Raw genomic sequence first — 21,980 nt, forward strand, 5'->3', positions numbered from 1 at the left:
CGTCCGGACGCGCCGGCCCGGACGGCGGCAACCGGCGCCGCCCGGCACGAACCCCGACGGCCGCACCCGGCGCCCGGCCCGGACTCCGCCGACCCACCACCCCTCAGTACCCGAAGGCCCGCGCCGTGTTCTCCGCGATGGCCGCCGACAGCTCGTCCTCGTGCAGCCCCAGGGTGGCCGCCATCGACCGCACCGTGACCGGGATCAGGTACGGGGCGTTGGGTCGGCCGCGGTAGGGGTGCGGGGTGAGGAAGGGGGCGTCGGTCTCGACCAGGATCCGGTCGAGCGGGGTGGCGAGCAGCGCGTCCCGCAGCGGCTGGTTGGCCTTGAAGGTGACCGGGCCGGCGAAAGAGAGGTACCAGCCGTGCTCGGCGCAGGTCTTGGCCATCTCGGCGTCGCCGGAGTAGCAGTGGAAGACGGTCCGTTCCGGGGCGCCCTCCGCCAGCAGGACGGCGATGACGTCCTCGTGGGCGTCCCGGTCGTGGATGACCAGGGCCTTGCCGTGCCGCTTGGCCATCTCGATGTGGCGGCGGAACGACTCCTTCTGGATCTCCACGCCCTCCGGCCCGGTGCGGAAGTAGTCCAAGCCGGTCTCGCCGACGGCCCGCACCTGGGGCAGCGCGGCGAGCCGGTCGATCTCGGCGAGCGCCTCGTCCAGCGCGGCGGCGCCGCCGGCCTTCCGCTGCTGCCCGGACCAGCCGTCCGCGTCACCGAGGAAGATCCGCGGCGCCTCGTTCGGGTGCAGGGCGACGGCCGCGTGCACCTGCTCGTACTGGGCCGCCAGTTCGGCGGCCCAGCGCGAGCCGGGCACGTCGCAGCCCACCTGGACCACCGTGGTGACCCCGACCGAGGCGGCCCGGGCCAGGCCTTCGGCCGGGGTGCCGGACTGCATGTCGAGGTGGGTGTGCGAGTCGGCCACCGCCACTGCCAGGGGTTCCGGCAGCGGCGGCGGGGTCGACCGGGCGTCGTCCTTGGCGGCCACGTCAGGCGGCCGGCTTCTCTTCGAGGCGCGGGAACAGGATCTCGCCCTTGGTGACGGTGGCACCGGCGGGCAGCCGGCCCCAGTCGGCGACGGTGGCGATGGTCTGCGCGGACAGCGCGCCCAGCCCGGCGGCGTCGGCGCCCAGCGAGTCCCACAGCTTCTCGGCGGTGGACGGCATCACCGGGTTGAGCAGGACGGCGGTGGCGCGCAGCGACTCGGCGGCGGTGTAGAGGATGGTCGCGAGGCGCGCCCGGCCCTCCGCCGAGTCGTCCTTGGCGACCTTCCAGGGCTCCTGCTCGGTGATGTAGCCGTTGACCTGCTTGACGAACTCGAAGATCGCCGCGAGGCCGCCGGCGAAGTCCAGCTCCTCGCCGATCTTGCGGTCGGCCGTCCCGACGGCCTTGGCCAGCCCGTCGGCGACGGCCTGCTCGGCCTCGCCCGGGGCGGCGGCGGCCGGCAGCACCCCGTCGAAGTACTTGCCGACCATCGCGGCGACCCGGGAGGCCAGGTTGCCGAAGTCGTTGGCGAGCTCGGAGGTGTAGCGGGCGGTGAAGTCCTCCCAGGAGAACGAGCCGTCCGTGCCGAACGGGATCGCCCGCAGGAAGTAGTAGCGGTACGCGTCCACGCCGAAGTGCGAGGTCAGGTCGGTGGGCGCGATGCCGGTCAGGTTGGACTTGGACATCTTCTCGCCGCCGACCATCAGCCAGCCGTTGGCCACGACCCGCTTGGGCAGCGGCAGCCCGGCGGCCATCAGCATGGCGGGCCAGATGACGGCGTGGAAGCGGAGGATGTCCTTGCCGACCAGGTGGACGGAGGCGGGCCACAGCTCGGCGAAGCGCTCCGGGTCGCTGCCGTAGCCGGCCGCGGTGATGTAGTTCTGCAGCGCGTCGACCCACACGTAGAGGACGTGCTTCTCGTCCCAGGGCAGCGGGACGCCCCAGTTGAAGGTGGAGCGGGAGATCGAGAGGTCCTGCAGGCCCTGCTCGACGAAGCGCAGCACCTCGTTGCGGGCGGTCTCGGGGGCGATGAAGCCGGGGTTCTCGGCGTAGAACTCCAGCAGCTTCTCGCCGTAGGCCGACAGGCGGAAGAAGTAGTTCTCCTCCTCCAGCCACTCCACCGGCTTCTTGTGGATCGGGCAGAGCTTCTCGTCCTCGGTCGCGCCGTCGAGCAGCTCGTTCGGGAGCTTGTACTCCTCGCAGCCGACGCAGTACGGGCCGGAGTAGCCGCCCTTGTAGATCTCGCCCTTGTCGTACAGGTCCTGGACGAATTCCTGCACGCGGTCGGTGTGGCGCTGCTGGGTGGTGCGGATGAAGTCGTCGTTGGCGATCTCCAGGTGCTCCCAGAGCGGCTTCCAGGCCTCCTCGACCAGCTTGTCGCACCACTCCTGCGGGCTGACGCCGTTCGCCTCGGCGGTCCGCATGATCTTTTGACCGTGCTCGTCGGTACCGGTCAGGTACCACACCTTCTCGCCGCGCTGGCGGTGCCAGCGGGTGAGGACGTCGCCCGCCACGGTGGTGTACGCGTGGCCCAGGTGGGGGCGATCGTTGACGTAGTAGATCGGGGTGGATACGTAGTACGCCGGGGCGCTCGCCCCGGTGGTGCTGTGGTCTGCAGTGGCCGCCATGGTCGGAAAGCTTAGTCGGGCACGCGCACCGCCCTCGACCGAGTTGTTCCCCGGCCGGGGGCGGCCCTTCCCGCGTCCTCCCGCGTCTTCCCGCGTCCGCCCGCGTCCGCCCCGGCGTCAGCCCAGCAGCCGCGACCAGAACCGGGCCCAGCGCCCGCGCGGCTCGGCGGCCCCGGACGCCGGGAGCGGCCCGGCCGGCTCGGCGTGCATCGAGAAGCCGGGGGCGTGGTGCACGGACTGTTCGGCGGAGGACACCCGGCCCTCGCGCATGATCCGGACGGTGTGGCCACCGCATCCGGGGCAGGTCGGCTTGAGCAGCGGGGACGGCACCCGGACGCCGTTGGCGTGGTACTCGAACACGACGTGCCCGTCCTTGGCCGCGTGGTGCTCGATGTCGTACGCCTGCTCCCAGCCGTACCCGCAGCGCAGGCAGGCGAAGGAGTAGGCCTCCCGTACGGTCTCGACGGGAGTGTGCCCGCGGCCGGTCAGGCCGGCGGTGCTCAGTGCGTTGCCACTGCGGGGGCTACCGACGATCTCGCTCATAGCCGTCTCCCAGCGCCCGCCGGGCGCTCGCCCGGCTGGGTCTTTCCATTCCAGGAAATGCCCGGACCGCCTCGGCCGATGCCCCGCTTGTGAAGAATTGGATGCGGGTTGGGAAGCCCTATACGAAGGGCCTCCCGACGACTGCGAACCGCGACCGAAACTTCAGCTCAGTGGGTGTTTACCGGGGCCTTCCCTCCAAGGTACGACTACCGGTGCGCAACGCAACCCCCGGAATTCACCCCTTTTTCGGCGCCGCGTCCGGCCCTTCCTTCTCGGCCGCCACCGCCTTGGCCGCCACGACCGCGTCGAAGACCTCTCGCTTGGGCAGCGAGAGTTCGACCGCGACCGCCGCGATGGCCTCCTTGCGCCGCTCCCCCGCCTCCTCGCGCACGGCCACCAGCCGGGCCAGCTCGGCCGGGGTCAGCTCCTGCGGCGCGGCCGGCGGGGCGCCCGCGACGACGACGGTGATCTCGCCCTTGACGCCGTCGGCCGCCCAGGCCGCCAGCTCGCCGATCGGTCCGCGCTTGACCTCCTCGTAGGTCTTGGTGAGCTCGCGGCAGACGGCGGCGGGGCGCTCCGGCCCGAACGCCGCGGCCATCGCGGCCAGCGCCTCGGCGATCCGGTGCGGCGCCTCGAAGAAGACCATGGTGCGCGGTTCGGCGGCGATCGAGGCGAGCTGCCGGGCCCGGTCGCCGGTCTTGCGCGGCAGGAAGCCCTCGAAGGTGAAGCGGTCGACCGGCAGGCCGGACAGCGCGAGCGCGGTGAGCACCGCGGACGGCCCGGGCACCGCGGTGACCTTGACGTCGGCCTCGACGGCCGCGGCGACCAGCCGGTAGCCGGGGTCGGAGACCGAGGGCATGCCGGCGTCGGTGACCAGCAGCACCCGGGCGCCGCCGCGCAGCGCCTCGACCAGTTCGGGGGTGCGGCCGACCTCATTGCCCTCGAAGTACGAGACGACGCGGCCGGCCGGGGTCACCCCGAGCGCCTGGGTGAGCCGGCGCAGCCGCCGGGTGTCCTCCGCCGCGATGACGTCCGCCGTGGCCAGTTCGTGGACCAGTCGGGGCGGGGCGTCCGAGACGTCGCCGATGGGGGTGCCTGCGAGAACGAGTACTCCTGTCACGGGCCCCATCCTTCCAGCTGCCGCCGCGCGGGGCTTTTGGTGACGATTCGGTCAGCTTCCGAGGGAGCGGACACGCGTACGAGGAGCGCCCCTACGATGTGGCGGATGAACGGCGACACGGCGGCGCAGACGCCCACTGGTACGGACCACTCCGCGTGGGGCGGCGCCGGCGTGCCGTCACCGCGCCCGCCGGAGTCCGCCGCCGCCCTCGCCGTGGCCCCCACCGGCCCCTCCCCCGTCACGCCCCCCACGCCCCCCACCTGGCGCGAGCGCCTGGCCGGCCACGGCTACCTCGCCCGCCCGACGGCACCGCTGGCCGAGCGCCTGGTGCCGCCGATGCCGGACGGCCCCCGGGTGACCCCGCGCGACGTGCCGCAGTCGCCGCTGCTGCTGCGCCTGGGCGTCTCGCTGCCGCAGGGCCTGTGGTTCTTCCTGTGCCGCTGGTCGGGCTGGCTGGGCCCGGTCGCGGTGGCGGTGTTCGCCGGGATCCTGCGCTTCACGAACCTCGGCCAGCCGCACGCGATCATCTTCGACGAGACGTACTACGCCAAGGACGCCTACGCGCTCTGGCACGGCGGCTACGAGATCAGCTGGCCGGAAGACGCCAACACGACGATCATGACGCCCGGCGCGGCCGTCCCGTACCGGGCGACGCCCTCGTACGTGGTCCACCCGCCGGTGGGCAAGTGGATCATCGGCGCGGGTGAGCAGCTGTTCGGCATGAACCCCTTCGGCTGGCGCTTCGCGGTGGCCCTGCTCGGCACCCTGTCGGTGCTGATGCTGGCCCGGATCGCCCGCCGGATGTTCCGCTCGACCCTGCTGGGTTGCGTGGCCGGCCTGCTGCTCGCGGTGGACGGCCTGCACCTGGTGCTCAGCCGGGCCGCCCTGCTGGACCTGGTGGTGATGTTCTGGATCGTCGCCGCCTTCGGTTTCCTGCTGCTGGACCGCGACCGCACCCGGGGCCTGCTCGCCGAGCGGCTGGGCGGGGTCGAGGATCCGGAGCTCGCCCAGCGGCTGGGCCTGGGCTGGCGCCCGTACCGGATCGCGGCCGGCGTCTGCATCGGCCTGACCTGCGCCACCAAGTGGAGCGGCCTGTACGTGCTGGCCGCCTTCGGCCTGATGACGGTGCTCTGGGACGTCGGCGCCCGCCGTCTGGCCGGCGCCCGGCGCCCGTTCCGGGCGGTGCTCGCCCGGGACGTGGCGCCCGCCTTCGGCTCCGTCGTCGTGCTCCCGATCGTGGTCTACGTCGCGTCCTGGTGGGGCTGGTTCGCCAGCAGCAACGCCCCGGGCAAGGGCGGCTGGGGCCGGGACTGGGCGGTCGGCCGGGACACCGACTACCCGTGGATACCCGAGGGCCTGCGCGCCCTGTGGCACTACCACACCACGGTCTACGAGTTCCACACCCACCTGAGCGACCCGCACACCTACCAGTCCAACCCGTGGTCCTGGCTGGTGCTGGGCCGGCCGGTCTCCTTCTACTACGAGTCCCCCAAGCAGGGCCAGGCCGGCTGCACCGTCGCCGACTGCGCCCGCGAGGTGCTGGGCATCGGCACCCCGCTGCTGTGGTGGACGGCCGTGGTGGCCCTGGTCTACTGCCTGTGGCGCTGGGCGTTCCGGCGGGACTGGCGGGCCGGCGCGCTGCTGTGCGGCCTGGCCGCCGGCTACCTCCCGTGGTTCGCCTACCAGCAGCGGACGATCTTCCTCTTCTACGCGGTGGTCTTCGTCCCGTTCCTGGCGCTCGCGGTGACGATGCTGATCGGCGCCCTGATCGGCCCGCCCAGCGCCTCCCGGGACCGCCGGATCATCGGCTCCGCCGCGGCCGGCCTGCTGGTGCTGCTGATCGTCTGGAACTTCCTGTTCTTCTTCCCGCTGTTCACCGGCCAGACCATCCCGCTGGACGACTGGCGCCGCCGGATGTGGTTCAACAGCTGGATCTGACGGCCGGGCCCGCCGCCGGGCCTCCCCTCCCGCGTCCCGGCGCGCGGCCGCCGCCCGCGCTCCGGCGCGCCCCCGCCCCCGGTCCGGCCCGCACCGTCTCCCCCGGTTCCGTCCGTATACGGTGCACGACACGTACCAGATCCGTCACAAGTCCCGGGCGTTTCGTCGGCGCACCGATTCCGGCTGCCTAGGGTGGGGGGCGTACCGCGTTTCCGGCCCCGGCCGGTTGCGCCCGGCCGCGAGACCCCTGGGGGACCTGCACCATGCGCAGTGGCGCGAAGATCGGCATCATCACCGGCGTGTCCATCGTCGTCCTCGCGGGCGGCGGCTACGCCGCGTACAGCCTGATGGGCGGCTCGGACTCCGGGTCCGGGGGCGCGAAGGCCCGTACGGTGGTCGCCGAGCCGCCCTCGGCCGATCAGGCGGCGGCCGGTGCGAAGGACTTCCTGGCGGCCTGGGCGGCCGGCGACATCGCCAAGGCCGCCTCGCTCACCGACGACCCGGCCGCGGCCACCACCGCGCTGACCGCCTTCAAGGACCAGGTGAAACCGAGCGCGCTGACCCTCACCCCGACCGGTCCGACCACCCAGCAGGTCTTCTCCGCCGCCACCGGCACCCCGGCCCCGGCCAAGCCCACCGCCGCGGCCTCCGCGACGCCCGCGGCCGGCACCCCGGGCGCCACCGACTCGCCGTCCGCCACCGCCACGCCCGGGCCCACCGGCACGCTGATGAGCTTCAAGGCCCGGGCCGAGTTCGAGGGCACCAGCCGGGCCTGGGACTACCAGGGCTTCCTCGGCGTCGTGAAGATGAGCGACAACACCCCGGCCGTGCACTGGGCGCCGTCGGTGCTCCACCCCCACCTGTCCGGCAACGAGACCATCGCCACCCAGCAGGTCTTCGCCCCGCCGTCCACCGTGGTCGACCGCAACGGCAAGCCGCTGCAGGGCGCCTCGCTCACCGCCGCGCTGATGAACACCGTGCAGGAGAACGCCCAGAAGCTGCTCCCGCCGGACCCGACCCGGGACCAGGACGCGGGCAAGGCCGTGGTGATCAGCGACCCGGCCGGCAAGGCCCCCTCCGACAAGCTGTTCACCATCGTCGAGCCGAAGCCCGGCAAGCCGTTCAAGGTGACCATCGACAACACCGTCCAGGCCGCCGCCGAGAAGGCGATGACCGACCTGGGCGGCAAGCCCGGCTCGGTCGTGGCGATCGAGCCGAGCACCGGCCAGGTGCTGGCCTTCGCCAACTCGCCCGCCAACGGCCAGAACCGGGCGTTCACCGGGCTGCTCGCGCCGGGTTCGACGATGAAGATCGTCACCTCGGCGGCGCTGCTGGAGGCCGGGATCAACCCGGACACCGTGGTGGCCTGCCCGGAGAAGAGCAGCAACGCGGTCGCGATCCCGAACGACTTCCCGGGCGCCTTCCCGAACAACACGCTCCAGCAGGACTTCATGGTGTCCTGCAACACGGCCTTCATCAACCAGGGCCTGACCAGCCTCAAGCCGGAGACGCTGTCCGGCACGGCCAAGGACCTGTTCGGCATCGGCCTGGAGTGGAAGACCGGCCTGCCGAACGCCGACGGCAAGGTGCCGGCGACGCCGGGCAGCAAGGACGAGCAGGCGATGAACTACATCGGCCAGGGCAAGGTCCAGATGAACCCGCTGGCCATCGCCTCGATCACCGCCACCGTGCAGAGCGGGGCGTTCAAGCAGCCCATCCTGGTGGCCGGTCTCCCGCAGCAGGCGGCGGCCCGCCAGATCTCGCCGGACGTCGCCGCCAAGCTGCGCGCGATGATGAACGCCACCGCCGTCGGCGGCACGGCCAAGGACGTGATGGCCGGGATCACCGACAACGCGGGCGCCAAGACCGGCTCCGCCGAGGTCCAGGGCGCGTCCACCACCAACAGCTGGTTCGCCGCCTTCCGCGGCAACATCGCGGTCGCCTCCGAGGTCCAGGGCGGCGGCCACGGCGTCGACGCGGCCGGCCCGGCGGTGGCCTCCATCCTGAAGGCCGCCGCCGGCCGCTAGGCCGCGCCCGCCGGACCCGTCGGCGGTCCCCCGGTCACGGGAGGCGCCGGCGCAGTGGACGTACCGGCAGCCCCCGTACGGAGCCCGCTCTCAGCCTCGCGGCAGGGCGGGCTCCGGCACGTCCGGCACCAGGCCGAGCGGGGCGGGGCGCCGACTGCTCCAGCGCCGGGCCGCCAGCCGGGGCCAGATCACCAGGACCACCGGCAGCGCCAGGTACCCGAACCGCCCGGCCGGGGCGAGCATGAAGGCGATCGCGAGCCCGGCGGCCAGCAGGTCGGCCGCGGCGATCGCGGAGACCGGCGGCCGGGCCAGCAGCCAGATCGCCACCCCGACCAGGGCGACGGTCATCAGGGCCAGCGAGATGGAGTGCCCGGTCGGCCCGAACCCGGCCAGCACCTTGCCGGGCAGCGGGCTGCCCGCCGGGGTGCGGATCGCGGTCAGCCCGAGCGGGAAGCGCACCACCTGCTCGCGCAGCGCGTCCGCCTGGGTCAGGGCGGCGGGCAGGATCACCGCCGCGCTCACCCCGATCCCGATCAGCGCGGTCCGGGCGGCGGGCCGGCGGCCGTACAGCCGCCAGAGCAGCAGGACGGCGACCGGCAGCGCGGGCCAGGCCGTCCACTTCAGGGTGCAGGCGAGGGCGAGCACCAATCCGGCGCCGACGGGGCGGTTCCGCTCGGCGAGCGCCATGGCGAGGCAGCAGACGCCGATCAGCGGCAGGTCCACCCCGCCGACCGCCAGGGCCAGCGCTATCAGCGGCGAGGCGGTGAGGACGGCCAGCGGCAGCAGCGGCGCGCGCGGGTCGCCGGTGCCGGGGTGGGCGGGCCGCAGCAGCCGCCAGGCGCCCAGCAGACAGGCGAAGAAGGTCAGCGCGAACCAGATCCGGGCGTCCCCGGCGACCCTGGTGAAGGCGGTGGAGTCGCCGAGCAACTGGCGCGGCAACCCGAACAGGGCCATCGCCGGCAGGTACGGGTTGTAGTCGGTGACCACCACCGGGTGCGGCAGGTAGGCGTCACCGGTGGTGAGCAGCAGGTGGGCCGAGCGTTCGACCACCATCACCTCGGACTGGTGGCGGCCGTGCAGGGCGAGCAGTCCGAGCGGCAGGAGCACGGCACCGACGAGGGCGACGGCGGCGGCGGTACGGGCGGCGAAGCGGCCCGGCAGGGTCAGGCAGAGCAGCCCGGCCAGGGCGTAGGCGGGGGCGGCGATCAGGCCCCACTGCCGCTGGTTGGGCAGGTCGGAGACGAGCGGGAAGGCGGCGGCCCAGCCGGCCGCGATCAGGCAGCCGAACAGCTGGACGGTTCGCGTCGAGGCGAGCCTGGCGGGATTCAGCCGATCGGGCGTGGGCGGAAAGGTGCTCTCGCCACGCTGGCGGGGGAACGGGCGGACCGAGAAGCCTCTCGGCGGTCGTCCTGGTCCGGACGACGTCTCGGTCGCGAAGGTCTGGGCCGGCGTTCTGCGGCGGCCGGTGAAGCGGCCGCGCGGGCGGGAGTAGCCGGGCGTGCGGGTGCTCACCATGGTGGAAGGTTATGGGTGCGGGCCCGGCCCTGTCGCCATGGCATGGGGCACTGGGCGTGCGACGACACGAAAAGGGCCGCCGGATGTCCTGTCGGTCGGCGGCCCTTCACGTCTGATTCGTCTCCGGGTCAGCCGGCGGTACGGTCGGCCGACGCGGCGTCCTGCGCGACCGGTACGGCGTCCTGCGCGACCGGCACGGCGTCCTGCGCGGCCCGCTCCAGCCGGGAGTGCTTGACGCTGTAGCCGAAGTAGACGACCACCGCGACGGCGAGGGCGATCCCGCCGGCCCGGAAGGTGTCGGCGTGCAGACCCTTGATCAGGTAGGCGCAGAAGACGATGCTCAGCACCGGCACGACCGGGTAGCCGGGCACCTTGAAGCCGCGCGGCAGGTCGGGCTGGGTGCGGCGCAGGACGATCACGCCGATCGAGACCACCGAGAAGGCGATGAGGGTGCCGAGGCTGGTGATGTCGGCCAGGACCCGCAGCGGGATGAAGGCGGCCAGTGCGCCCACGCCGAGGCCGACCACGATGGTGTTCCAGATCGGGGTGCCGGTGCGCGGGGAGAGCTCGGCGAAGCGCTTGGGCAGCAGGCCGTCGCGACCCATCGAGTACAGGATGCGGGTCTGGCCGTAGATCACCACGAGGGTGATGCTGAAGATCGAGACGATCGCGCCGACCGCGAAGACCATCGCGGGCCAGCTCTGGCCGGTGATGTCCTGGAGGATCTGGGCCAGGCCCGCCTCCTGGCCGTCGAACTTGGTCCAGGGCTGGGCGCCGATGCCGGCCAGGGCGACCAGGATGTAGAGCAGGGTCACCACGACCAGCGAGATGATGATCGCCATCGGCAGGGTGCGACGCGGGTTCTTGACCTCCTCACCGGCGGTGGACACGGCGTCCAGGCCGATGAAGGAGAAGAAGATGCTGGACGCGGCGACCTGCACGCCGCTGATGCCGAGCGGCATGAACGGGGTCATGTTGCCGGAGTGGAAGCCGGTGAGCGCGACGCCGATGAACATCAGCAGGATGACGATCTTGATCGCGACCATCGCCGCGTTGACCTTCACCGACTCGCTGACACCGCGGATCAGCAGGAAGCAGACCATCGCGACCAGCAGCAGCGCCGGCAGGTTGAACCAGTGGGTGCCGTCCGGTGCGCCGGACAGCGCCTCGGGGATCTTGAACCCGAACGCCAGGTCGAAGAACTTGTTCAGGTACTCGGCCCAGGTCACCGCGATCGCGGAGGCCGAGACGCCGTACTCCATCAGCAGGCAGATGCCGACGGCGAAGGCCACGCCCTCGCCGAGGGTGGCGTAGGCGTAGGAGTACGAGGAGCCGGAGACCGGGATCGCCGACGCCATCTCGGCGTAGCAGAGCGCGGTGAGTCCGGCGGTGACCGCGGCGATCACGAAGGACAGGATGACGGCCGGGCCGGCCGAGGGCACCGCGGTGTTCAGCACGAAGAAGATGCCGGTGCCGATGGTGGCGCCGATGCCGATCGAGGACAGCTGCCAGAGTCCGATCGAGCGGCGCAGGTGGATGCCGGAGCGACCGCCCTCCTCGGGCGCGCCGGCCGGAAGGGCGTCACGCCCCTCGCTCTCCGCGATCAGGGTCGAGACGGGCTTGCGTCGCAGCAGACGCGCACCGAGGGTGTTGCTGGCCAAAACTGCGGTCCTTCTAGGCGGGGGAGGGTGTCCTGGCGGCTGGTCGCCCAATGCCCCGAAGGGCGGCATTGTGGACCAACCGAACAAAGATGGGACAGTACCCGGCGAAAGCACCAGTGTCGCAAACGAACAGTACGGGTACGCGCATTGTCCACATCGGCACATATCGATGCACAAACCGGACACTTCGCAAACGGCGCATCTGCCATGGAGCGGCTAGAGCCCCAGCTCAGGGCCCGTCGCAGAGATCATCCGCCGAGCACCCGTTCCGTCCGGCCCGCTGAGGCCGGCCCGCGCACGCCTACCCACTCAGTCCGGCCCGTTCAGCCCGACCCCGCTCACTCCGGCCGCCGCCCCGCCAGCGCCACGACGCCCGCGCAGCCCGCGGCCAGCAGGGCGACGGCGAGCAGCAGTTCCACCCAGGGCACCGCGACCCGGCCGGTCCGGGCCGCCGCCACCAGCCCGCGCACCGCCGCGTTGGCCGGCGAGACCGGCACCACCAGCAGCAGCGCGGACAGCGTCAGCGCCACCGGGATCCCGTACGGCCCGCGGGTCAGCACCGGCCGGTCGGCCAGCGCCCCGGCCAGCACCCCGAGCAGCGCGCAGACCACCGAGGCCAGCAGCCCCGCCAACAGCGCCGCCCAGGTCTCCGGCCGCCCCGCCGCCCCCGGGTCGGCCACCGGCCCGCTGGTCCACCCCAGTGCCACCACCTGGCCCACCGCCAGCACCAGCGGGACCGTCAGCGCCGCCAGCAACGCGCCCAGGTGCACCCGGACCGGCCCCGCCACCGCGACCAGGCAGGCCCGCGAGGCCGACGGCTCCGCGGCCAGCACACCGCGGACGAACCAGGCGCTCACCGGCAGCAGCGCCCCCGCGCCCAGGCCGAGGCCGCCCAGCAGCGGGTCGCCCACCGTCACCCCGATCACCAGCAGCAGCACGTACGCCAGGAAGGGCGGCAGCCAGGCGTGCGAGCGCAGCAGCAGCTCCAGGTGGTACCGCGCCGTCGAACCGATCCGCCCCGTCACCGCTGCCCCTCGTCCGCCCCCGGCACCGCTGCCGCCTCCCCGTCCCCGCGCCGCCGGACCACCAGCACCCGGACCGCCGGGCGGCCCAGCAGCAAGCGGCGCAGCAACGCGTCCGAGTGCGCGGCCGACACGGTCAGCCGCACCGCGGTCCCGGCCAGGGCGGTGCGCTCCGGCGCCCCCGGCAGCCGGTCCGGAAGCGCAAGGCCGTCCGGGACGTCCACCTCGACCACCATCACCGGGCCGCCCGCCACCGACCCGGTCACCAGCCCCGCCGGCGCGTCCTCGACGGGCCGCAGCGCACCGTCCGCGCCGACCCGGTACGCAGCGCTGGTGAGCCCCTCCAGCCGGGCCGGGTCGTGGTCGACGAACAGCACCGTGCCACCCGCCGCCGCCCGCTCGGCGGCCGCTTCGTCCAGCACCGCCCGGGCCTCCGGGTCCAGCCCGGTCCAGGCCTCGTCCAGCAGCAGCACCCGGGCCTCGGCCATCAGCGCCTGCGCGACCGCGACCTTCTGGCAGGTGCCCTTGGACAGCCGGCTCAGCGGGGTGCCCGCCCGGTCCGCGATGCCGAACCGGTCCAGCCACTCCCCCGCCCGTCGCCGCGCCCGCTCCGCCGGCAGCCCGTGCACCCGGCCGACCCGCAGCAGGTACGAGGCGGCGTCGAACGGCAGCGCCGGCGGGAAGCGTTCGGGCACGTACGCCACCGGGCCGGGCCGCACCACCCGGCCCACGCTCGGCCGCTCGATCCCGGCGACCAGCCGCAGCAGCGTCGACTTGCCGCTCCCGTTCGCCCCCGCGATCCGCACCAACTCCCCGGGCCCGACGGCCAGATCGACCCCGCGCAGGATCCACGGCCCGCTCCGCCCGTACCGCTTGCCGACCGCCGCCAGCTCCATCGCTCCCCCGTTCCGCCCGCCGGGTACGAAGGCTATCCACCGCGCGTAAGACCGGCGTGAGCGCGGATTCCGCACCCCCGAGCCGGAGTTCGCGCCGGAGTTCGCCCGGAGCCGGTGGGTGCACGATCCGGTCTCGTTTCGCCATGGCGAACTGATGATCCCTAGGATCGGCCGGGTGACTACCGGACGACGACCACAGACCAGGCTCGGCAGCCTGCTGGCCGCCCTGGCGATAACGGGCGCCTCGCTGCTCCTCGGCCTGCCCGCCCACGCCGACGAACCATCAGCCGGCTCCCCCGCCCCCAAGGAGGCCCCCCGGGTCGACCTGATCCTGGACGTCAGCGGCTCCATGACGGCCACGGACATCCAGGGCAAGAGCCGCATCTCGGTGGCCCAGCAGTCTTTGAACGAGGTGATCGACGCACTGCCCGCGGAGACCGAGTTCGGCATCCGCACCCTGGGCGCGACCTACCCCGGCAACGACAAGGTCCAGGGCTGCCAGGACACCAAGCAGCTGTTCCCGGTCGGCAAGACCAACAAGGTCGAGGCCAAGACCGCCGTCGCCACCCTGCGGCCCACCGGCTGGACCCCGATCGGCCTGGCGCTGCGCGGAGCCGCCCAGGACCTCGGCAAGGGCGAGACCACCCGCCGGGTGGTGCTGATCACCGACGGCGAGGACACCTGCACCCCGCCCGACCCCTGTGACGTCGCCCGCGAACTCGCCTCCCAGGGCATCCACCTGGTCGTCGACACCCTCGGCCTGGCCCACGACGACAAGACCCGCCAGCAGCTTCTCTGCATCGCCAACGCGACCGGCGGCACCTACACCGACGTGCGCACCCAGGAGCAGCTCACCGACAAGGTGAAGCAGCTGGTCGACCGCTCCAACGACACCTACACGGTGACGCCGGTCAAGACCTCCGGCACCGACAAGTGCGAGAGCGCCCCGGTGCTCGCCCCGGGCGTCTACACCGACCGCGAGAAGTTCTCCGAGCACCGCGTCTACAAGGTCCCGGTCAAGGCCGGCCAGGAGCTGCGCGCCTCGGTCAGCGTCGCGCTGGACCGCCCGGTGGCCCGGGACTACGGCGTCCTGCTGCAGGCCACCAGCGCCGCCGGCCAGGAACTGGTCCGCGGCACCGACGCGGGCAGCAGCCGCACCGACGTGATCTCCACCGGCCTGCGCTGGTCCACCGACGACTCCAAGGGCTACGTCACCGCGAGCCCGGGCTCCGCCTCGAAGGAGTCGAAGGAGAAGCCGGCGACCACCGTCTGCCTGGTGGTCAGCAACTCGCTGTCCCCGCAGGCCGGTGTGCAGGCCGACCCCGGCCTGCCGCTGGAGCTGACCGTGGACCTGGCCTCCTCCTCGCCCGCCCCCGAGGGCGCCGCGATGGGCCTCGGCCGCGGCTGGATCCTGCTGCTCACCCTCACCCTCGCCGGCCTGGTCTGCGGCCTGCTGTTCGGCTGGATCGCACGGTGGCGGATCGCCGTCTGGCGGGAGAACTGACCATGCGTACGACGATTCGCGGCGCCCTCGCCGCCCTCGCCCTGCTGCCCGCCCTCGCCCTGGGCGCGCCGGCCGCCTCGGCCGCGCCGTCCCCCTCGGCCAGCGCGAGCGGCACCCCGGCCCCGGCCACCAAGGCCGGCACCTCCTTCCTGACCGCGGTCAACCTCTCCCCCGGCCAGGACGCCAACGTCGCCGTCTCCACCGGTGACTACCTGTACTGGGCGTTCGGCGCCTCCGAGGGCCAGACCCCGACGGTCAGGCTGACCGTCAACCTGGCCCCCTCGACCGACCGGCACGGCCCGCAGACCTGGTCCGTCGAGGTCTTCGACGGGCTGCGCCGCCGGCAGGCCTGCACCGCGGGCACCCAGAACGCGACCGCCGACCAGGGCACCGCCACGCTGGCGCTCGACTGCACCCTGCGCGAGGTCCGCACCTGGGCCGAGCCGTGGTCCGGGGACCCGCTGCCCGGCACCTACTACGTGCGGCTGTCGGTCACCGACGTCCCGCAGCCGGACCTCGGTCTGGCCTCCGCCGTCCAACTGCACGTCGCCGCCAAGGGCGGCTCGGACAACGCCCAGCCGGAGGGCGGGGAGCTGAAGGCCCCGCTGGTCCCGCCGGCCGGCGGCGGCGCGAGCACCGCCAAGGCGGCCGCCCCGGTCGCGGAGGAGGAGCACTGGTACACCGGCTGGTTCTCCGGCTGGAACAGCCGCTGGTACTGGACGATCGGCGGCGGCTTCCTGGCCGCGCTGGCGGGCGTCCTCGGCTACAACCTGACCCGGCACCCGCACGGCCGGCGGCCCGGCCACCACGGCTCCGTCCCGCCCCAGGGCTCGCACCAGAGCGGCTCGTACGCCGACCGTCCCTGACCCGCGCCCCCGTACGCCCCGAGGGCCGGCCCGGAGGAGTTCCTCCGGGCCGGCCCTCGGCCGTATCAGGGCCCGACCGCGGACGTCGGCCCCGGCAGCGAGCGTCAGCCCCGGAAGAGGTCGTGCCCCACGTCGGACGGGACCTTGTCCTGGACCGGCTTGCTGCCCGGCCCAGGCACGTGCTCGCCGGGCACCGGCTCGCCGCTCTCCCGGTGCAGCAGCACCACCCCGTCCTCGGCCCAGAACTGCCGGTACCCGTGCTCCAGCAGCAACCGGATCCGCTGGGCCTGCTCGGTGTCCGCGGCGAACGGGAAGGAGCGCTTGTTCGACCGGGTGAGCACGTACTCGCGCCCGCGCGGCGTGCCGTCCACCAGCACCACGTCCGTCCGGGCGGTCAGCCGCGGCGCGATCTGGTTGTCCGCCTCGACCGACGCCCCGTCCGGGATCAGCGCGGCCGCCCGGACCAGCGCGGCCTCGCTCGGCTTGGCCGACCAGGAGGACGGCACGGCCAGCTGCAGCAGCCCGATCGGTACGGCGGCCACCAGCGCGATGCCGGCCGCGCCGAGGCCCAGCCGACGCGCCCGCCGGACGGTCCGCGCGGGCCGCTCGGCGGCGCTCAGCCGGCCCAGCACCTCGATCCCGGCGGTGAGCAGGATCGGCCAGAGCATCGAGTCGTAGTGCCGGGCGATCGACCAGTGGTTGGGATTGCTGGACAGGATCCGCTCGGCCAGCAGCGGCAGCGCGCACAGCACGGTCGCCGAGCGCAGCGGCAGCAGCAGCGTGGTGCCGAACAGCCAGAGCAGCAGCAGCGGCTTGAGCGGCTGGTCGAGGGCCGCCTGCACCAGCAGGAAGGGGTCGTGCAGCAGGTGCCGCAGCGCGTCCCCGCCGTCCGTACCGAGCGAACCGTAGTTCCAGTAGTAGCCCGGCTCCCCGCCCATCGCCGGGATCAGCCACGTGATCGCGACGGCCGAGGCGACCGGCCCGCCCAGCAGCAGCCCGAGGCCGGTGAACCGGCCTGCCCGGTCCGCCGTCCGGCGGGTGCGCAGCAGCAGCACCAGCCCGTACGCCCCGACCATCAGGCCGAGGTCCTCCTTGGTGCAGCAGAGCAGGACGGCGGCGAGCACCACCGTGCCGTACCGGCGGGCCAGGCCGCGCTCCAGCATCAGCAGCGTCAGCGGCACGGCGAAGGCGACCTCGTGGAAGCCGACCCGGGCGGCGACCAGCAGCGGCCAGCCGAGCGCGTACACCAGGCCCGCCAGGTCGGCGGCCCGCCGGGCGGTGCGCGGCTGGGCGGCGGCGAAGCCGTGCGCGGTGATCCGCCGGATCAGCGGCACCCCGGCCGCGAACAGCAGCGACTGTCCGATGATCAGCGAGCGCGGGTCGTCCCAGATCCAGTACAGCGGCGCGAGCAGCGCCAGGACCGGCGAGAAGTGGTCGCCGAGCAGCGAGAAGCCGGGCGGGAACTCGTGGTGGTAGCTCTTCAGCGACGAGACGGGCAGCCCGAAGTGGGCGTAGCCGCGCACACCCTGGTCGAAGATGCCGAGGTCGAAGCCACCGAGCGAGACCGACGTCCAGCCCTGCAGGCCGATGGCGCACGTCACCGCGAAGCAGAGCGCGGTGAGCAGCGCGGTGCGCCGGGCAGGGCCGCGCAGGAGGGCCGCGGCCGCGCCCCGGGCGCCGGGTGCGGCGGCGGGTGCGGCGGCCGGCGGCGCGGAAGCGGTCCGGGTGCTCCGGGTGCCCTGGGCGCTCCGAGTGCTTTGGGTGCTCTGGGTGGTCACGTCAGCTCTGATCCGTCCGGTCTGGGTCCGTCGGTCCGGTCCGGTCCGTCAGGTCCGGTTCGTCAGCGCGGGATCGCGGTCCGGCGCGGTGGCCGGGAGGGCCCAGGCCCCGCCGCCGGTCGCGTCCGCGGCCTGCCGCCGGGCGCGGTACACCCGCACCCCCACGACGGCCAGGACGGCGATCCCGATCGGCGGGTAGATCGCGCCGGGCAGCTGCCAGTACCAGGCGACCCCGCGCCCCCAGCGGTGCGGCACCGTCCACATGACGTGGGAGAGGAACACGAGCAGGGTCACGCCGAGCAGGACCCGCCGCGCCCCGGTCCGGGCCTCGACCGCCAGCAGGGCGAGCAGCGGGACGCACCAGACCCAGTGGTGGGTCCAGCTGATCGGCGAGACCAGCAGCGCGGTGAACGCGGCGCAGACCGCCCCCCAGGCGTCGGCCCGGCGCAGCACCCGCGCGGAGCGCCCGGCGAGCACCGCCACCCCGAGCCCGAGCACGCCGACCAGCGCGGAGGCGACCAGCCCGACCAGGCCCGGGTCGTTGACGTCGAGCAGCCGGCAGACGGCGCCGCGCAGCGACTGGTTGTCCACCAGAACGGTCACGCCGACCCGGCTCGGGTCCCAGAGGTAGGTGGTCCAGAACCCGTACGAGGCGTCCGGCAGCAGGGCCCAGCCGATCAGGCCCGCCGCCAGGAAGGTGCCGGCCGAGACCAGCGCGGCCCGGACCCGGCCGGTCAGGAAGAGGTAGACCGCGAACAGGCCGGGGGTGATCTTGATGGCGGTGGCCAGGCCGATGCCCACGCCCTTGAACCGGTTCCGGTCCGAGCGGGTCAGGTCCCACAGGACCAGGCAGAGGATGCCGAGGTTGACCTGGCCGTACTGGAAGGTGGTGAAGACCGGCTCCAGCCAGATGCCCAGGCCGGTCGCCAGGATCACCACGGCGGGGCGGTGCTGCCTCGGCCACCCGGCCAGCTTGAGCGACAGGTGGACGGCCAGCGCGAGCAGCGCGTAGTTGAGGAGCATCACCAGGACGCGCAGGGTGCTCACGTCGAACCAGGTGCTCGGCACGAAGAGCATCGCGGCGAACGGCGGGTAGGTGGCCGGCAGGTCCCAGCCGGGCAGCCGCATCGCGTACAGGTCCTCGCCCCGGACGACGGCCTGGCCCTCGGCCCGGTAGACGAGCATGTCGACCATGGTGGCCCCGTGGGCGTGCCGGAAGCAGGCGAACACCGCCAGTGACACGGCCGCCGCGCAGGCCGCCGCGAGGGTCCAGGAATTCGGTCTTCCGGTTGCCGGGCCGGCGCCGGGTTCGTCCGGGCCGGTTCGCCGCACCCGCCGTGTCAGACCGAACTCGCGCACCGCGATGGCACCCCGTTGAGATAGACCAGATCGTTCCGTCGTCAGCGTCTGGGCCCACCCACCATAACCGACCCCCCTGAGGCCCGAACCGCGTCAGAAACCGCACCCGGAAGGTGTTGTGATCCCGGCCACAGCGGGCCCGTGGGGCGGCCCGGAGCCGACCCGGCGTCAGGAAACGCGAAATCCCGCCGGGAGTTGCCTCCCGGCGGGATTTCGGTGAACCGGCCGGAGCCGGTCCGTTGGGTGGAGCTGAGGGGATTCGAACCCCTGACCCCCTCGATGCGAACGAGGTGCGCTACCGGACTGCGCCACAGCCCCAACGAGAAGAAACTCTAGCACCTTTCGGAGGGGGTCCGTGACCACCCCCCGGATCGCGGTGCTGGTCGGGGGGTGGCCCGGGTCATTCGTTGGCCGCGCGGGGGCGGGCCTCGGGGGCCTGCGGCTCGGCGTACTGGTCGAACAGCGGGGTGGTGCGGGACTCGGCGGGGCGGCCCGCGGTCCAGGTGCCGGGGGCCGACAGGTCCAGCCCGCGGGAGACCCGGGGCGCGACCGGCGCGGTGACGTAGGTCGGCAGCGGGACGGGCACCGGCTCCCAGGAGTCCGGGCCGGCCGCCCCGCGCTCGCGCATGCCGTCGACCCACTCCTCGTGCTCGGTCGCCTCGGCCACCGCGGAGGCGGAGGGCACCGCGGCGGCCGCCTCCTCGGGCTCGGCGGCCAGCCGCAGGTGCGGGCGGCGTACGGCGCGCTCCTCGGCGGGCGCGGCCGGGGCCGGCTCCGCCGCGGGCGCCTCGGCCGGGGCGGCGTCGGTCGCCGGGGCCTGGGCCCGCTGCTGCTCGCGCTTGCGCAGCCGCTCGGCCGCCTGGGCGGCCCGGACGCGGTCGAGCTTCACCTCGTACCGCTGGCGCTCCAGCCGGCGCAGGTGGCCGATGTACAGGGTGAGGAGGACCGCCGGGACGGCCGGGACCCAGAGGAAGGCCAGTCCGGCCACCGCCGCGACCACCGCGCCGAGCGCGAAGGAGAGGAAGAGGGCGGTGACCATCCGGCGCCGGCGGGCCAGCAGCCGCGCCCGGCGCTCGACCCCGACCCGTGGCGCCGGGGCGGGCCGTTCGGCCGGCCGCTCCGCCGGGGGTTCGGGCTCCCGCGCCGCGGGGTCGTCGGAGGCGGCCCCGTCCCGTCCGGGAGGGCCGTCGTTGCTCTGCTCGTCGCCACTCGGTTCGTCGCCCAGGGCCCGGGCTGCCCGCCGCTCCAGCGCCGAACGCCCGGCCAGCAGGCGGATGGCGGTGCTGAAGCGTTCCGTCGGGCGCGCCTCGTTGAGTTCGTCCTGCCTGCGGAGCCACATCGGCACCAGATAGGCGGCCCAGGCCCCTACGATGACGGCGTAGATAAGGCCGCTACTGCTCACGATTCACACCGTACGGGCGGTGGGGAAGGCCTGGCAGCAATTTGACGCGGCGTGTCGTGTGATCAAGCTGATTCTCCGACTATTTTGCCGGCATTTGTGACGGTCCGCCACCGAGCCGATGCCATATCGATATTTGATTCGAACATATATTCAATTACCGGGATCGCGGCCGGAACTGAGCGCCCGCCAGCGCTCCAGCATCCCCTCGGGGACCTCCTCGTCGGTCAGCGCGTAGACCAGGTGGTCGCGCCAGTCGCCGTCGATGTGGAGATAGCGCGGGCGGATTCCCTCCGAGCGGAAGCCCAGTTTTTCCACCACGCGGCGGCTCGGGCCGTTCTCCGGCCGGATGCAGACCTCGATCCGGTGCAGTCCGAGCGTGCGGAAGCAGTAGTTCACCGAAAGCGCCACGGCGGTCGGGATGATGCCCCGGCCGGCCACCGCCTCGTCGACCCAGTACCCGATGTTCGCCGAGCACATCGAGCCCCAGGTGATCCCCCCGACGGTCAACTGGCCCACCAGCTGGCCCTTGTGGAGCACCACGAAGGGCAGCATCCGGCCCGCCGAGGCCTCGCCGCGCAGGAAGCGGACCATCTGCCGGTACGTCGGGCGGGGCCCGGCGACCTGACCGGCCGGGCCGGGCGGCACGGTGGCCTCCCACCGCCGCAGCCAGTCCCGGTTGCGGCGGCTCACCTCCTGCCAGTCGCGCTGGTCGCGGGCCCGGATCGGACGCAGCACGACCTCCCCCTCGTGCAGTTCTACCGGCCAGCCGGCGTTCAGTGCCCTCTCCTGGATGCTGGAGCCCCGGGTGCCGGGGCGTCGGACCGGGGGTGGTCCCCGCCGCCGAGCTGGTCGACGGCGTGGGCGAGCAGCGGCTCCAGCACGGCCAGGCCGTCCTTGACGCCGCCGGTCGAGCCCGGCAGGTTGACGATCAGGGTACGTCCGGCGAGCCCGGCGAGCCCGCGGGAGAGCGCCGAGGTGGGCACCTTCTCCCGCCCGTACGCGCGGATGGCCTCGGCGATGCCGGGGACCTGGCGGTCGATCACCCGGGCGGTCATCTCGGGGGTGAGGTCCATCGGCGAGATGCCGGTGCCGCCGGTGGTCAGCACGACGTCGTAGCCGGCCGCGACGGCCTCGCGCAGCGCGGCCTCCACCGGCTCGCCGTCCGGAACGACCCGGGGGCCGTCGGCGGTGAAGCCCATCGCGGTCAGGCCGGCCACCAGCAGCGGGCCGCCCCGGTCCTGGTAGACACCGGCCGAGGCGCGGTTGGACACCGTGACGGCGAGCGCCCTCACGCGCCGGCCTCCGGGGCGAACCAGTCGCCGCTCTTGCCGCCGGTCTTGCTCAGCACCCGGACGGACTCGACGGCGGCGGCCTTGTCCACGGCCTTGACCATGTCGATCACGGTCAGCCCGGCCACCGCGACGGCGGTCAGCGCCTCCATCTCGACGCCGGTGCGGTCGGCGGTCCGCACGGTGGCGGTGATCTCCACCGCGTCGTCCGCGACGGCCAGGTCGACCGTCACGCCGGAGACGGCGATCGGGTGGCAGAGCGGGATCAGGTCCGGGGTCCGCTTGGCGCCCATGATCCCGGCGATCCGGGCCACCGCGAGGGCGTCCCCCTTGGGCACGCCCTCGCCGCGCAGCAGCTCGACCACCGCCGGGGAGACCCGCACCCTCCCGGCCGCGACGGCGGTGCGCGCGGTGGTGGCCTTCTCGGAGACGTCGACCATCCGGGCCGCGCCCT

General features: G+C 73.6%; 18 protein-coding genes and 1 tRNA gene. 4 read left to right on the plus strand and 15 right to left on the minus strand.

Features of this window, described 5'->3' with window-relative positions:
* Positions 1-103: 103 nt before the first annotated feature.
* From AB0Q99_RS27480 to rsmI, 4 genes are all read right to left on the minus strand, one after another.
* Positions 104-982: a TatD family hydrolase gene (locus AB0Q99_RS27480; protein WP_363576170.1), complete on the minus strand. Its 879-nt coding sequence runs from the start codon at positions 980-982 to the stop codon at positions 104-106.
* 1 nt (position 983) lies between these two features.
* The gene (gene metG, locus AB0Q99_RS27485) at positions 984-2,606 is read right to left on the minus strand and encodes a methionine--tRNA ligase (RefSeq protein ID WP_363576172.1); all 1,623 of its coding nucleotides are present in this window, start codon (positions 2,604-2,606) and stop codon (positions 984-986) included.
* Between the two features lie 117 nt (positions 2,607-2,723).
* Positions 2,724-3,149 carry a hypothetical protein gene (locus AB0Q99_RS27490; RefSeq protein WP_363576174.1) on the minus strand — a complete coding sequence of 142 codons (426 nt, stop codon included), beginning with the start codon at positions 3,147-3,149 and terminating at the stop codon, positions 2,724-2,726.
* A gap of 235 nt (positions 3,150-3,384) precedes the next feature.
* Positions 3,385-4,269: a 16S rRNA (cytidine(1402)-2'-O)-methyltransferase gene (gene rsmI / locus AB0Q99_RS27495; RefSeq protein WP_363576176.1), complete on the minus strand. Its 885-nt coding sequence runs from the start codon at positions 4,267-4,269 to the stop codon at positions 3,385-3,387.
* A 105-nt stretch (positions 4,270-4,374) separates the two neighbouring features.
* Between rsmI and AB0Q99_RS27500 the strand changes: the two genes are divergently transcribed.
* Entirely contained in the window at positions 4,375-6,207 is a 1,833-nt protein-coding gene (locus AB0Q99_RS27500) for a phospholipid carrier-dependent glycosyltransferase (protein ID WP_363576178.1), read from the plus strand.
* A 263-nt stretch (positions 6,208-6,470) separates the two neighbouring features.
* Entirely contained in the window at positions 6,471-8,234 is a 1,764-nt protein-coding gene (locus AB0Q99_RS27505) for a penicillin-binding transpeptidase domain-containing protein (RefSeq protein WP_363576180.1), read from the plus strand.
* A 90-nt stretch (positions 8,235-8,324) separates the two neighbouring features.
* Here the strand turns inward: AB0Q99_RS27505 and AB0Q99_RS27510 are convergent, their stop codons facing one another.
* The 4 genes from AB0Q99_RS27510 to AB0Q99_RS27525 all read right to left on the minus strand — a co-directional run bounded on the left by AB0Q99_RS27510 (position 8,325) and on the right by AB0Q99_RS27525 (position 13,328).
* Complete coding sequence (locus tag AB0Q99_RS27510) at positions 8,325-9,749, minus strand: glycosyltransferase family 87 protein (RefSeq protein ID WP_363576181.1); 1,425 nt, start codon at positions 9,747-9,749, stop codon at positions 8,325-8,327.
* A 128-nt stretch (positions 9,750-9,877) separates the two neighbouring features.
* The gene (locus tag AB0Q99_RS27515; protein WP_363576183.1) at positions 9,878-11,410 is read right to left on the minus strand and encodes an amino acid permease; all 1,533 of its coding nucleotides are present in this window, start codon (positions 11,408-11,410) and stop codon (positions 9,878-9,880) included.
* Between the two features lie 338 nt (positions 11,411-11,748).
* The gene (locus tag AB0Q99_RS27520) at positions 11,749-12,435 is read right to left on the minus strand and encodes an ABC transporter (RefSeq protein WP_363576184.1); all 687 of its coding nucleotides are present in this window, start codon (positions 12,433-12,435) and stop codon (positions 11,749-11,751) included.
* Positions 12,432-13,328 (minus strand): ABC transporter ATP-binding protein, encoded by an 897-nt coding sequence (locus tag AB0Q99_RS27525; RefSeq protein ID WP_363576186.1) that lies wholly within the window; start codon positions 13,326-13,328, stop codon positions 12,432-12,434. The genes AB0Q99_RS27520 and AB0Q99_RS27525 overlap by 4 nt, the downstream gene beginning before the upstream one ends.
* Before the next feature lie 154 nt (positions 13,329-13,482).
* Here AB0Q99_RS27525 and AB0Q99_RS27530 point away from each other — a divergent pair, with 154 nt between their 5' ends.
* Together AB0Q99_RS27530 and AB0Q99_RS27535 are read left to right on the plus strand one after the other, a co-directional pair.
* Positions 13,483-14,832 carry a VWA domain-containing protein gene (locus AB0Q99_RS27530; RefSeq protein ID WP_363576188.1) on the plus strand — a complete coding sequence of 450 codons (1,350 nt, stop codon included), beginning with the start codon at positions 13,483-13,485 and terminating at the stop codon, positions 14,830-14,832.
* Positions 14,833-14,834: 2 nt separating this feature from the next.
* Positions 14,835-15,698, plus strand: a complete 864-nt coding sequence (locus tag AB0Q99_RS27535; RefSeq protein WP_363576190.1) for a peptidase — start codon at positions 14,835-14,837, stop codon at positions 15,696-15,698.
* A 104-nt stretch (positions 15,699-15,802) separates the two neighbouring features.
* Here AB0Q99_RS27535 and AB0Q99_RS27540 read toward each other — a convergent pair whose 3' ends face one another.
* From AB0Q99_RS27540 to moaC, 7 genes are all read right to left on the minus strand, one after another.
* The gene (locus AB0Q99_RS27540) at positions 15,803-17,476 is read right to left on the minus strand and encodes a DUF2079 domain-containing protein (RefSeq protein WP_363576192.1); all 1,674 of its coding nucleotides are present in this window, start codon (positions 17,474-17,476) and stop codon (positions 15,803-15,805) included.
* A gap of 48 nt (positions 17,477-17,524) precedes the next feature.
* Positions 17,525-18,718 (minus strand): glycosyltransferase 87 family protein, encoded by a 1,194-nt coding sequence (locus AB0Q99_RS27545; RefSeq protein WP_363576194.1) that lies wholly within the window; start codon positions 18,716-18,718, stop codon positions 17,525-17,527.
* A gap of 361 nt (positions 18,719-19,079) precedes the next feature.
* Positions 19,080-19,153 (minus strand) — tRNA-Ala (locus tag AB0Q99_RS27550).
* 82 nt (positions 19,154-19,235) lie between these two features.
* Positions 19,236-20,237, minus strand: a complete 1,002-nt coding sequence (locus tag AB0Q99_RS27555; protein WP_363576196.1) for a hypothetical protein — start codon at positions 20,235-20,237, stop codon at positions 19,236-19,238.
* A 150-nt stretch (positions 20,238-20,387) separates the two neighbouring features.
* Positions 20,388-21,014, minus strand: a complete 627-nt coding sequence (locus tag AB0Q99_RS27560) for a GNAT family protein (RefSeq protein WP_363576265.1) — start codon at positions 21,012-21,014, stop codon at positions 20,388-20,390.
* Entirely contained in the window at positions 21,011-21,529 is a 519-nt protein-coding gene (locus tag AB0Q99_RS27565; RefSeq protein ID WP_363576198.1) for a MogA/MoaB family molybdenum cofactor biosynthesis protein, read from the minus strand. Before AB0Q99_RS27565 ends, AB0Q99_RS27560 begins: the two co-directional genes overlap by 4 nt.
* Entirely contained in the window at positions 21,526-21,966 is a 441-nt protein-coding gene (gene moaC / locus AB0Q99_RS27570; RefSeq protein WP_363576266.1) for a cyclic pyranopterin monophosphate synthase MoaC, read from the minus strand. The genes AB0Q99_RS27565 and moaC overlap by 4 nt, the downstream gene beginning before the upstream one ends.
* Between the last annotated feature and the right edge of the window lie 14 nt (positions 21,967-21,980).

Source organism: Kitasatospora sp. NPDC086791, from assembly GCF_040685975.1.
Classification (GTDB): domain Bacteria; phylum Actinomycetota; class Actinomycetes; order Streptomycetales; family Streptomycetaceae; genus Kitasatospora.